A 12,982-nucleotide genomic window follows, 5' to 3' on the forward strand; every position below is an offset into this window, starting at 1 on the left:
GGACTGACATTATAAAAAAATGGGTTTGAGCGAAAACCTAATTTGGGGCCAAAATAATTTCAATAAAAATGTTATCTTGTAATTATGGAAACCTTAATTGCTTATTTCGAGACCATTCCGTCTTCGCACCGGAGCATTATTTTAATATCCGGCATTACATTTTTTTGGCTATTGGAATATGGTGTGCCCCTTTTTAAATTTAATTATAAAAAGTTTAAACATGCCCGGCCAAACATTTTTTTTACGTTAACGACCATAATTGTAAATTTTGTACTGGCCTTTATCCTGCTAAAAACAAGCGATTGGGTCGTTGTGCATAATTTTGGCGTTTTGCAGTGGCTGGAAATGCCTTTATGGGCGACCATATTGGTTGGACTGCTGTTGTTGGATCTTATTGGGGCATGGTTGGCACATTGGGTACAGCATAAAATAAAACCGTTATGGATGTTCCATTTAATACACCATACCGATAATCATGTCGATACAACTACGGCAAATAGGCACCATCCCGGAGAAAGTGTTGTACGTTTTGTATTTACAACCTTGGGTGTATTCATTGGGGGCGTGCCTATAGGGATTGTATTGTTGTACCAATCGCTTTCAGTAGTTTTTTCGCAATTTAACCATGCCAATATTAAATTGCCCAAAAAGCTCGATACGGTAATTAGCTGGATAATTGTGTCGCCCGATATGCACAAGGTTCACCATCATTATGTATTGCCGTATACAGACACCAATTATGGAAATATATTTTCTGTTTGGGACCGCTTTTTTGGCACGTTCTCCAAAATGAGAAACGAAGATTTAATATATGGCGTCGATACATACCCCGATGTGGATTCCAATACACATATCGGGAAACTTTTAAAGATACCTTTCTCAAGATACCGTGCGCCAAAAGGGGCTAAGTTTGAGCAGTAGTTTTTATGATTTTGAAAAAATCAATCGTAAATCAAATATTTTTTTCTAATTTTTTTAAACGAATCCAAATCCTTTTGCCAAGAAGCCCTAATTTCTTCATTGGTTAAGCCGCTTTCTATTTGTTCTTGTAATTTCTCGGTACCGGCATGAAGGGTGAACGATGAGGTTCTAAAAAAATTAGGTTTGTCGGTACAATGTTGGTATGCCTTGATAACCCATTTCATACTTACCATTTTTGGAGCTTCAATATGGCTTAAATCTTCACCGTAACAAACTTCGTCCTGGTGTTTGGGCGATTTAGAACCAAAATTGGGCTTGGGAGTGTAGGTAAATGTAAAATAGTTTTTATCCAAAAACGGCGCCCCGTACCTTTGGAACTGAAATTCTGTGCCGCGACCGGCATTTATATGGGTTCCTTCAAAAAAGCCCAAACTTGGATACAATGCAATGGATTGGTCATTGGGTAAATTAGGCGAAGGGCGAATGGGTAAACTATAATTGGATTGATGCGTGTAATTTTTTACTGGAATCACCGTTAGATCGCATTGCACTCCATTTGCCAGCCAATGTTCGCCATTGAGCATTTTTCCATATTCCCCAATGGTCAGGCCATATACCAACGGAATAGGTATTTTTCCCAAAAAACTGGTATGCGCCATTTCCAGCATTGGCCCATCCACATAGCTTGCGTTTGGATTTGGACGGTCCAGCACGATAAGCGGAACATTATTTTCGGCGCATGCTTCCATGACCAAATGCAGTGTTGAAGTATAGGTATAAAAACGGACCCCAACGTCTTGAATGTCAAAAACAACAATATCCAAGTCTTTTAATTGCTCAGCATCTGGCTTTCTTGACTTTCCGTACAACGATACAATGGAGAGTCCGGTTTTAGTGTCTTTATTTCCCTTTACGTGTTCCCCGGCATCGGCTTTTCCCCTAAATCCATGTTCGGGCGAAAATATTTTTTCTACTGCAATGCCAAGTCCCAGCAAAGAATCTACCAAATGTGTGTGCTTTCCATCTTTTTTAAACAAAACAGATGTCTGGTTAGCAACAATGCCTACTTTTTTGTTTTTTAACAACGGCAGGTATTCATTTGTTTGGTTGGCCCCCACGACAATTTTTTCTGAAATGTCAACACCGTTATTTTCGGTATGTGTGCCCTCTTTTTTTTGTTGATGTCCATTCCCGCAGGAAATCACTAAAAAAAACAATAATAAAAATGTATTTTTGAAGCTTATAAAGTATCGCATAGTTTGAATTTAGAATATTTTATCGCCAAACGCCTTATAAAGGGAAAGGAGCATAAAAGTAGTATATCGGCACCAATTATAAAAATTGCAATTACAGCAATTGCATTGGGTGTTATCATGATGCTTATTGCCATTGCAACCGGTGTGGGCTTACAACGCAAGATCCGGGAGAAAATTGCGGCTTTTAACGGCCATATTCAAATTTATAATTACGACAATAATACTTCGGATGTTTCCATAAACCCAATTTCCATCCACCAAGATTTTTATCCCGAGTTTAAAACCATAGACGGGATTTCGCATGTGCAGGCAGTCGCCACAAAAGGAGGGATTATCAGGACCGAAAATACTTTTGAAGGAATAATAGCCAAAGGCGTGGGAGCCGATTATAACTGGAAGCCTTTTGAAGATTTTCTGGTGGAAGGAAGATTGCCCGAATTTTCAGGGAAAAGAAATGAAGAAGTGCTGATTTCGCAATATTTGGCAAACCGCCTTAAATTTAAAGTGGGTACAGAGTTTTGGGCCTTTTTCTTAAAAGACGATGTTAGTGATATTCCAAGCCAGATAAAACTTAAAGTGGTGGGGATTTACAATAGCGGGTTTAACGATTTTGATGCAAATTACATTTTTATAGACCTGCGCCATATCCAGCGTATGAATAGGTGGAAGGAAGACCAAGTGGGAACTTTTGAGGTTTTTATAGACGATTTTCATAAAATTCAACAAAAAGGAAGGGAAATATACGGGGTTACCTTATCCACACTCGATTCCCAAACCATTGCCGATAAATATTATACCATTTTTGAATGGCTCTCTTTGTTTGATTTTAACATAGCAATCATTATAGTTATTATGATTATTGTTGGCGGAATAAACATGATTACCGCCCTGCTGGTCCTTATATTGGAGCGAACCCAAATGATTGGGTTGCTTAAAGGTCTGGGGAGCAATAATTGGAGTATTCGCAAGATTTTTCTCTATAATGCAGCATATCTTATTGCAATCGGGCTCTTTTGGGGAAACGTTATTGGTTTGGGGCTGTTGTTTTTACAGCAAAAATATGGTTTTATTTCCCTTGATGCCCAAACCTATTATGTGTCGCAGGCCCCGGTGTATATACATCCCCTTGATGTCATCATTTTAAACATAGGAGTGCTTGTTTTGTGCATGCTCATGCTATTGGTGCCTTCTTATATTATTACTAAAATATCTCCGGCAAGGTCCATAAAATTCGAATAAATATAAATAAGTGCTTTTTAATACTTTTTAACTTGACTCTTCCCAAAAGCCTGCGCTACATTTTATATCTTTAAGGAAATCAATTGTATAGTGTATGGATTATGCAAATAATATATTAGAAACCATAGGGGATACCCCGTTGGTTAAGCTTAATAAAATTACCGGTGAAGTAAATGCTTTGGTCTTGGCAAAGGTAGAAACTTTTAATCCGGGCAATTCCGTAAAAGACAGAATGGCCGTAAAAATGGTAAACGATGCCGAAGCATCTGGGGCTTTAAAGCCCGGAGGAACCATTATTGAAGGAACCAGTGGAAATACGGGCATGGGGCTGGCTTTGGTTGCCATTGCCCGTGGCTATAAGCTTGTTTGTGTAATAAGCGATAAACAGTCCAAAGAGAAAATGGACATACTCCGTGCCGTGGGTGCCGAAGTTATAGTTTGCCCAACCAATGTTGCGCCCGATGACCCACGGTCGTATTATTCCGTATCAAAACGTTTGGCTGAAGAAACCCCAAATTCTTGGTATGTAAACCAATACGACAATCTTTCCAACTCGCAGGCACATTACGAACAAACAGGGCCCGAAATATGGAAACAAACCGATGGAAAAATAACACATTTTGTTGTGGGTGTTGGTACGGGGGGCACCATCTCGGGTGTTGGAAAATATTTAAAGGAAAAAAATCCAAACATAAAAATATGGGGCGTAGATGCCTATGGCTCTGTTTTTAAAAAATATCATGAAACAGGTGTTTTTGATGAAAACGAAATCTATACATACATTACCGAAGGCATAGGGGAAGATATGCTCCCTAAAAATGTAGATTTTAGCATTATAGATGGGTTTACCAAAGTTACCGATAAAGATGGTGCCGTTTATACAAGGAAACTCGCAAGGGAGGAAGGTATTTTTGTAGGATATTCGGCCGGATCTGCCATTAAAGGGCTGTTGCAATTAAAAGAACATTTTAAGCCCGACGATGTGGTTGTGGTACTTTTTCACGATTCGGGAAGCCGGTATATAGGGAAAGTATTTAACGATGACTGGATGCGGGACCGCGGTTTTTTGGTCTCGGACGTTAAAATGGCCGGGGATTTAATAAAAAGTGCCGAAAATGAATTGATAACCGCCAAGACGGAAGAATTGGTATCGCATGCAATAGAACGCATGAAAATCTATAACATTTCGCAAATACCCGTAACGGATTCATCGGGGTTTGTAGGCTCGCTGGACGAATCGGCGCTTTTTAAAGCTTTTATAGACGATAAGGATATTGCCAATAAGCCCATAAAGGAAATCATGCAGGCACCTTTTCCGATAGTGAAAAAAAACACATCTATTGACGAACTTTCAAAATTGATAAATAGAGAAAATAAAGCTGTACTGACCAATTTGGGCGATGGGCGTTACCGTATTATTACCAAACACGACATTATAAGTGCTATTTAAATAAAAATCAGTAATTTAAGGATTTATAACAATGAGTTTGAAAATTGTTTAAAGCAAAAAAATAATGATTAACAGAAGAGGATTTATAAAAAAATCGGGGCTTTTGGTAGCAACAAGCTTGCTGCCATATCCTGCCTATTTGTTTGCGCAAAAAAAGCAAAAACTGGGCGTTGCATTGGTAGGATTGGGTTATTATAGCACCGATTTATTGGCGCCTGCACTACAGCTAACAAAGTATTGCGAGCTAAAGGGAATTGTTACCGGGAGCCCGGAAAAAATTCCGACCTGGCAGTCTAAATACGCTATTAAAGACGGCAATGTATATAATTATGAAAACATGCACGAAATTGCCAATAACAACGAGATAGATGTTGTATACATTGTATTGCCGCCGGCATTGCACGCAAAATACGCTATTATAGCCGCAAATGCAGGCAAACATGTGTGGTGCGAAAAACCTATGGAAGTTACCGCTGCTAAATGCCAGTCCATAATCGATGCCTGCCATAAAAACAAGGTTAAATTGGCCATTGGCTACCGCATGCACCATGAGCCCAACACACAAATCTTAATGAAGTGGGCAGAAGCACTTCCTTTTGGGAATATTGAGTATGTTGCGGCCGAAGCAGGATATTTTGATAACAGGACAGACCATTGGAAACAAATAAAAGAATTGGGCGGAGGCGCCATGTACGATATGGGGGTATACCCGCTTAATGCCATTAGGTATACAAAAGGAATGGAGCCGGTACAGGTAAGTGCTTCGCACGAGACAAGGCGCCCGGAAATATACCAGGAAGTTGATGAGACCACAATTTTTGAATTAAAATTTGAAGGCGGCACCATTGCTCAAGGAAAAACGAGTTTAGGCCAAAGTTTTAATAATCTGGAAGCCAGTTGCGAAGACGGAAGCTATTATTTGCGTCCGTTTCAATCGTATACTGGAGTTCAGGGCAGGGCTAGCGACGGAACGGAATTATTGCCTTTTAAGGGGAACCAACAAGCCAAACAAATGGATGACGATGCCTTGGCCATTATGCACGACCAGCCCATGTTGGTGCCTGGGGAAGAAGGGTTGAAAGATATTCATATAGTAGAAAAAATATACGAGTCGGCTGCCAACAATAGTAAATGGATTTTTATATAACTAAAATTTGTTAATAAATTGATAATTAACGGAATAAATCAATGTGTTTTTAAATTTTATTAGGATTTATTATTAATTTTTTTGTAATTTTAGAATACTAATAGCTGCCCCAAATAGATTTTAGGTTTATTTTTATTAACTTTTTAAATTATCAACAATGGGGCAATCTTTACACAACGAATCTTCAATTCTTGTTTACGCATTAAAAGCGGTAGTTTTTCTACTCATCGCTATTTTATCATGGGTATTTATCTCGGCAATGTTTAGTTTTGTTGGAATACTCGGGTAAACAACGATAATTTTTATTGGTAAATTAAAGATTTAGAGCATTTAAAGGTTCTTTTAGGTGTTCCGAATCTTTTTGTGTTTTGTAAAGTAGCCCCGCCAGGACTCGAACCTGGATCTAAAGTTTAGGAAACTTCTATTCTATCCCTTGAACTACGGGGCTAAAAGAACTGCAAAAATAAGATAAAAATGCAAACCCAAAAATTTTATTGGTGTTGGTTTGCCATGCCTTTTTATAATCGATCGTTTTTACTTTGCGTCAGCGATAGTAGCGGCACCCCCAGACGGCACTATGTGCACCTGGGATATATCGGATAGCGCGGTCCCGATGTTTACAGTCGGGGAAACGCCCATAAAACTTTATGGACACTAAAAAATTTTGTAATTTGCGGCCACTGCATGGATGATTTCTCTCCGTAAGAAGGAATTGTAAAGTTTCACGATTAAAATTTCGATTTCAGAATGGCAGTTTTGGAAAAATTAACTTCAGATGATGCAATAGCATTAGAGAACAAGTATGGCGCACATAATTATCATCCGCTTCCCGTAGTGTTGAGCAAGGGAGAAGGTGTGTTTATGTGGGATGTAGAAGGAAAAAAGTATTACGATTTCTTGTCGGCTTACTCGGCCGTAAACCAAGGGCATTGCCACCCGCGCATTATAAGCGCAATGATGGAACAGGCAAAAACGCTTACATTGACATCGCGTGCCTTTTACAATGATATGTTGGGAAGGTTTGAGCAGTTTGCTACATCGTATTTTGGTTTTGATAAGCTTTTGCCAATGAACACAGGTGCAGAGGCTGTTGAAACGGCCATAAAAATCTGTAGGAAATGGGCTTATGAAAAAAAAGGCATCAAGGAACAGGAAGCGCAGATAATTGTTTGTGAAAATAATTTTCACGGCCGTACAACGACCATTATCTCTTTTTCGAATGATGAAGACGCAAGGAAAAATTTTGGACCCTATACGCCCGGGTTTATTAAAATTCCTTACGATAATACCGAGGCTTTGGAAAAAGCCCTGAAAGAAAATAAAAATATAGCAGGTTTTCTGGTTGAGCCAATTCAAGGCGAAGCAGGGGTATATGTCCCAACCGAAGGTTATTTAAAAAAGGCTAGGGCATTGTGCAAGGAACATGGCGTATTGTTTATTGCAGACGAGATACAAACGGGAATTGCCCGCACGGGAAAATTATTGGCAGTGGACCACGAAAATGTAAAGCCCGATATGCTTATTTTGGGCAAAGCCATAAGCGGTGGTGCATATCCGGTAAGTGCGGTATTGGCCAATAACGATATTATGGAAGTAATTAAGCCCGGACAACATGGAAGTACTTTTGGCGGAAATCCGGTGGCCGCAGCAGTGGCCATGGAGGCACTCAAGGTTGTAAAGGATGAAAAGCTTGCCGAAAATGCAGAAAAATTGGGGCAATTATTCCGTAGCGAACTCAATAAATATATAGAAACGGGCACTATTGTAAAATTGGTCCGCGGAAAAGGTTTGTTGAACGCGATTGTAATTAACGACAGCGAAGACAGCTCGACCGCATGGGACATTTGCCTGGCATTAAAAGAAAATGGTTTGTTGGCCAAACCTACTCATGGCAATATTATACGTTTTGCACCGCCTTTGGTAATGAACGAAGAACAATTGAACGATTGTGTTGCCATAATTACCAAAACTTTAAAAGGTTTTGAACAATAAATAAATTTGAACACATAAAAAAAGCCTTCCCGGATTTGCCCGGGAAGGCTTTTTAATTACTACCTAAAACGTATTATTATTGTTCGATCCATTCACCGTTCTCATTGGCAAATAGCGTTCCTGTTTGCTCGCCCATTTGCACTTCTATTTTATAGGTGTTCTCCTCGTTCACATATGCTTTTGTAATTTGAGCTTCAGGATAATCGGCTTGAAGCGCTTCTTGTACTGCTTGAGGAACTTCAGCTACCGCTATTTCCTTATAATCGTCTTGTAACGTTGCTACTTTTGTGTCGTTGTTAGCAACAGCAGGAGTTGCTGCAAATGCTGTTAAACTACCTAATGCCATTGCTACTACTAATACTATCTTTTTCATGATCTTAAAATTTTATGATTAAACTTTGTTTCTATATTTATTTGTTATGTATAGTGCTATTTCTGTACCATTTCTTTTTTTAGAAAGTGTTTTCTTATAATGCATTGATATACAGTATTTTAAATTATTGTAAGGAAAATGGAGTTTGTGGAGCCATTGTGTAATTTATTGATTTACTGTGTAATGAATACTCACTTTCGTTATGTTTTTATGCTGAAAATTGAAAGAAAATAAGAATTTTGTTAAGCAGGATATCTATTTTTTGCTGAAGGATCCGTGTATTTTTGAAGCATCGGCATTTTTTTGAATAAATACAAAGCCAGAAGAGGGAACTGATATGAAAAATGACAAAATAAAAACTGATAAAAAGAAAGCAAGAGATATTTATTGGTTATCGCAAATTATGCAAATAAAAAAGCCTTTCCGGATGGCCCGGAAAGGCTTTTAAGGTATCACCTAAAACGGATTATTGTTGTTCAACCCATTCACCGCTTTCATTGGCAAACAGTGTTCCTGTTTGATCACCAACTTTTACTTCAATCTTATATGTGTTCTCTTCGTTCACATAAGCCTTGGTGATTTCGGCACCTGGGTAATCAGCTTGAAGTGCTTCTTGTACTGCTTGAGGAACTTCAGAAGCTGCAATTTCTTTATAATCGTCTTGTACTGTTGCTACTTTTGTGTCGTTGTTTACAATGGCAGGTGCTGCTGCAAATGCTGTTAAACTACCTAATGCCATTGCTACTACTAAAACTACTTTTTTCATGATATTTAAATTTTACAATTAAACTTTGTATTCGTTATTTGTAGTGCATAGTGCTATTTTCGTACCATTGGCAATCAAGATATTTAAATTACATATAAACAACTGTAAATCAATAAAATATGTTTTTAGTGTTAAATAGATGATTGTGAAATTACTGTGTAATTGTGAAATTTATTGTGTAACGAATGCACACTTTTACGCAAAATTTAAAAATCGAGCAACTTGTTCAATGTAACTTGGTTGGGGTTTTCTTTATAGATAATAAGCCTGTATTTTAAAATAAGAGGCTTTCTGGTTGAAATTTTAATAGCTTTCCGTCCCGGAAAAGCAGCATTTTGCATGCTATTCTCCGATCTTAATATCCATTTATTGTTCGGTTCGGGGTTTTCTTTACCGGCAATTATAATGATACCCGACTTTTCTTTGTTGTTAAAACTGCCTTGAATGTTTATGTGCCTATTTGCCGTAACCGCTTGGTTTGTGGGAACAATATTGACATTGTTTGAATAAAACCCAACATCTTCGGGCAATTTTACCCGTGCCGAGAACCCGCCATAACCTTTTACATCTTTAGAGCCACCTATTTTTAAACTGTCAACCAAAGCCAGTAACGATATTTTAAAATCTATAATTCTGTAGCTAGCTGTGGCGGGCAATACCTTAATTTCGGTATTTTCATCTACAAAGGGCACTTCTTCCCCTTCCAAGGTATATAAAGGAGAGGTCCATTGGGTATGTGCCTTTAATAAAATAGCATCGTTTGCATAATCTTTGGTTTGCACGTTCTTTACATCCCATTTAAAATTCTTACATTCCCAAGAATCCCCTATTTCTTTTTTGCCCATTAAAACTTGGTGCCAGGCCCAAAATATTCCCCGGTGGTGCAAATGGTCGTCGGGGAAGTCTTCGGTTAAAACATTTCCGTCCAGATCAAACAACGGATGGATATAATTGGCCCGTGGGTAATTACCGTTCAACGATTTCTCCTGGCTTTGAAAAAACAATACTTTTTTGCTCCCATCTTTAAGCAGGATACCTTCGGGCGAAACTTCATGGCTAAAATTTTGCCCAAAAGTAGTTGTGGCAGTTAGCATTGTTAAAAATAAAAGGTATTTTATAATTAGTTTCCTCATGGATATGTTTTTACTCAAGCATGAATAGGGCATTTACAAAAAATAATTTCCCGTTTTCCCAAAATCCCCTAAATAAAGGGTCGTCTACCATATATACAATCTTTCCGCGCCCCATGTCCTCACTTCCAAATACTAAACTGTTGTTTTGTAGCTTTTGAGCCTCACTTCCGGCAAAACCTGCCAAAGGTTTTTGGGTATCTTCAATATAAACGGCATTTTCGCTTTCTAAAAACTCGTATGCATCGCCGCTTAGCTTTAAGGTATAGTAAATGTCGTCATATCCATATGCCAAAGGGTGCGTGGGATCTACTTTTGCTTTATAAATAGCGCCGGTAATGGTTTTTTTAATGTATTCGCGGGTACTTATGGCATAAGGCTCCGGTTTTTGTATACTATCGTTCTTTTTTCCATCCTTTTCAACAATCGAGAAGTCATCATCGTTTTCCAATACACTAATGCTGTTTCCCATGGCAATTAGCTTACCGCCTGCACGGATCCAGTCTTTTATGCTTTTCAACCGGTGATCTTCCAGGTTATGAAGCTGCGGAAGTATCAAAATATCATATTCAGCTAAATCAACACGATCAAAATACGCATCGTCGAGAACAGTGACGGGATAGTGCAATTGTTGCTCAAAAAAGTGCCAGACTTCCCCAAAATTCAGTGTAGAAACACTGCCGCCCGATAATGCCGCTATTTTTGGGCTTTTTATCATTTTTACGGCATCCGATCCAAAATCTTTTCCACGATCTACAAAACCGCTCGTTGCGGGGGTAAGTTCTTTATGATATTTGTTTACGGCATCGTTTAAAATAGAAACATAATCTTTTTTATGTGCATTATCTCCTTTTAATATTATCAAACTTCCCCTGTTAAAGGTTTTTCCGTTAATCTCAAAAGGTTCTTCGGCAACCCTAACGTTAATTTTGTTTTTAAGCAGAGCCGTAAGAAAACGTGCATCGTCCATACTGTTCCAGTCCGTAACATAGCCATAGGTAGCATTGTTAACCACCGTAATGGTGTATGCAGGGGCATTGGTATTTGTATTTACAATATTTCCCGTTGCAATGGCGTCCAATCCATATGCATAGGGCAGGGACCAGGCGGTAATGTCGTATGTAAGGGAATCGCTAAGTTTTGTCTGCGGTTCAAACAAAACTTTTACCAAAGTAGCTTTAGGTTGGTTGGTACTTACCACTAAATTGGTGTTATTTTCTGATAAATCCTCATTTTTTTGGTCTTTATAATTAAATCCGCGCAACTTTCCGGTGGTAAAGCCATATTTAATGGAATGTACGTCCAACAAACGGGTAAGCGCACCTATTTTATCCTTATCTCCCGACAGCACATAGCTGTTGTACTCAAAATCCCTATGCCCGTAAAATTTACCAAACTCATCGTTAAGAGCCTTTACATTATTTGCGGCCATTTCTATGGTAGAAAGCCCTGTGGTATAATGGTGAGAAATTCTGTCCTTTAAAGTCAGTGTATCTTTATTGGCCGTAATAACACCCAGTCCCGCGCGGCCACTGCCCCCTTGTTCGTAGGTCATACCTATGGATCCGTTGTAAATGGGGTACGTATCCCCATAACTTGGGTACAGCAAATCAAAAACCTCCTTGGTAAAGTACAACCACCCTTCTTTATCAAAATATTTGGCATGGTTTTTACCAATGGCCGTTTGAAAATCTTTTTGCCAATCTGTAATAACTTCATGCATGGGTTCTGCGGCGGGCGCAAAATAATAGGGGTTATTAATGCCCTGTTCATGAAAATCTACATGAATATGCGGCAACCACTCGTTATAAAGTTTCACGCGCTGCTTACTTTCCTTTTGTGTAACCCATGCCCAGTCTCGGTTAAGGTCGAACATATAATGGTTGGGCCGCCCGGACAACCACCCTTCATGGTGTTCCTTCGAGTTTATATCTACATTATTTGGCGTGTTTTTAAAGCTATTGTACCAATTTACATAGCGGTCGCGCCCATCGGGGTTTATACAAGGATCAAAAACCACAATGGTATTGGCCAGCCAATCTTTTTTTACCGTAAGCACTTCATAAATGGTCTGCATGGAAGCCTCGGTACTCACACTTTCGTTACCATGCACATTATAGCTCAGCCAAACAATGGCTTTCCCGGGAGACGTACCATTTTCAATGGCCTGCATATGTTTTTTTTGTATTGCCTCAAGATTATGTATGTTTTCGGCCGAAGAAACAAAGGCCACGAGCAATTCCCTGCCTTCATAGGTCGTTCCATATGGTTTTAGCTTCATCATCTGTGGAAACTGTTCGGCCAGGTACTCATAATAAGCAATTACCTGGTGGTGCCTTGAAAAATGCGTCCCGAGCTCATAGCCAAGAAATTCCGAAGGCGATTTTACATTTTGCGCAACGCAAATAACAGTAAATAAAAGCGCAAAGAACAAAAGTTTATATCTCATAGATTATTGTTGGGTTGGTTTGTCTAAACTACTAATATAATGCATTGCGCTACATCTTAACTAATTTTTAGCAGCTAAAAGCCCAAAGAATTTTATATTTACTTTTTTTATAATGGCGCTCCACAAAAATTATGATTTCCATAATTTTGTGGCGGGCTTTTCGCTGTATCTGTTTTGCATTTTTAATGCAGTTTAACAAAAAAATGTAGTTAACCATTAAGTTTTTGGTTTAATCCCGACCTATTAGCCATGCAAAACA

10 protein-coding genes and 1 tRNA gene are annotated in these 12,982 nt (G+C 38.8%); 5 read left to right on the forward strand and 6 right to left on the reverse strand.

Features of this window, described 5'->3' with window-relative positions:
- The first annotated feature begins 84 nt into the window (after nt 1–84).
- Nucleotides 85–921 (forward strand): sterol desaturase family protein, encoded by an 837-nt coding sequence (locus PSF86_RS01060; RefSeq protein ID WP_277898201.1) that lies wholly within the window; start codon nt 85–87, stop codon nt 919–921.
- Between the two features lie 20 nt (nt 922–941).
- On the opposite strand, the gene PSF86_RS01065 is transcribed toward PSF86_RS01060, so the two are convergent.
- The gene (locus PSF86_RS01065) at nt 942–2,177 is read right to left on the reverse strand and encodes an exo-beta-N-acetylmuramidase NamZ family protein (RefSeq protein WP_277898202.1); all 1,236 of its coding nucleotides are present in this window, start codon (nt 2,175–2,177) and stop codon (nt 942–944) included.
- 3 nt (nt 2,178–2,180) lie between these two features.
- Here PSF86_RS01065 and PSF86_RS01070 point away from each other — a divergent pair, with 3 nt between their 5' ends.
- The 3 genes from PSF86_RS01070 (at nt 2,181) to PSF86_RS01080 (ending at nt 6,013) form a co-directional block, all read left to right on the forward strand.
- Nucleotides 2,181–3,416: an ABC transporter permease gene (locus tag PSF86_RS01070; protein ID WP_277898203.1), complete on the forward strand. Its 1,236-nt coding sequence runs from the start codon at nt 2,181–2,183 to the stop codon at nt 3,414–3,416.
- Between the two features lie 94 nt (nt 3,417–3,510).
- Nucleotides 3,511–4,866 (forward strand): pyridoxal-phosphate dependent enzyme, encoded by a 1,356-nt coding sequence (locus PSF86_RS01075; RefSeq protein ID WP_277898204.1) that lies wholly within the window; start codon nt 3,511–3,513, stop codon nt 4,864–4,866.
- A 64-nt stretch (nt 4,867–4,930) separates the two neighbouring features.
- On the forward strand, nt 4,931–6,013 hold the full coding sequence (locus PSF86_RS01080) for a Gfo/Idh/MocA family protein (RefSeq protein ID WP_277898205.1): 1,083 nt from the start codon (nt 4,931–4,933) through the stop codon (nt 6,011–6,013).
- A gap of 376 nt (nt 6,014–6,389) precedes the next feature.
- On the opposite strand, the gene PSF86_RS01085 is transcribed toward PSF86_RS01080, so the two are convergent.
- A tRNA-Arg gene (locus PSF86_RS01085) sits at nt 6,390–6,461 on the reverse strand.
- 299 nt (nt 6,462–6,760) lie between these two features.
- On the opposite strand from PSF86_RS01085, the gene rocD reads away from it, so the two are divergent.
- Nucleotides 6,761–8,005 carry an ornithine--oxo-acid transaminase gene (gene rocD / locus PSF86_RS01090; protein WP_277898206.1) on the forward strand — a complete coding sequence of 415 codons (1,245 nt, stop codon included), beginning with the start codon at nt 6,761–6,763 and terminating at the stop codon, nt 8,003–8,005.
- 76 nt (nt 8,006–8,081) lie between these two features.
- Here the strand turns inward: rocD and PSF86_RS01095 are convergent, their stop codons facing one another.
- From PSF86_RS01095 to PSF86_RS01110, 4 genes are all read right to left on the reverse strand, one after another.
- Nucleotides 8,082–8,378 (reverse strand): hypothetical protein, encoded by a 297-nt coding sequence (locus tag PSF86_RS01095; RefSeq protein WP_277898207.1) that lies wholly within the window; start codon nt 8,376–8,378, stop codon nt 8,082–8,084.
- Nucleotides 8,379–8,844: 466 nt separating this feature from the next.
- Nucleotides 8,845–9,144 carry a hypothetical protein gene (locus PSF86_RS01100; protein ID WP_277898208.1) on the reverse strand — a complete coding sequence of 100 codons (300 nt, stop codon included), beginning with the start codon at nt 9,142–9,144 and terminating at the stop codon, nt 8,845–8,847.
- A gap of 206 nt (nt 9,145–9,350) precedes the next feature.
- Nucleotides 9,351–10,277 (reverse strand): DUF6807 family protein, encoded by a 927-nt coding sequence (locus PSF86_RS01105; RefSeq protein WP_277898209.1) that lies wholly within the window; start codon nt 10,275–10,277, stop codon nt 9,351–9,353.
- A gap of 10 nt (nt 10,278–10,287) precedes the next feature.
- Nucleotides 10,288–12,723, reverse strand: a complete 2,436-nt coding sequence (locus PSF86_RS01110; RefSeq protein WP_277898210.1) for a M14 family metallopeptidase — start codon at nt 12,721–12,723, stop codon at nt 10,288–10,290.
- Nucleotides 12,724–12,982: the final 259 nt, after the last annotated feature.

This window comes from Galbibacter pacificus, assembly GCF_029603165.1.
Taxonomy (GTDB): Bacteria; Bacteroidota; Bacteroidia; order Flavobacteriales; family Flavobacteriaceae; genus Galbibacter; species Galbibacter pacificus.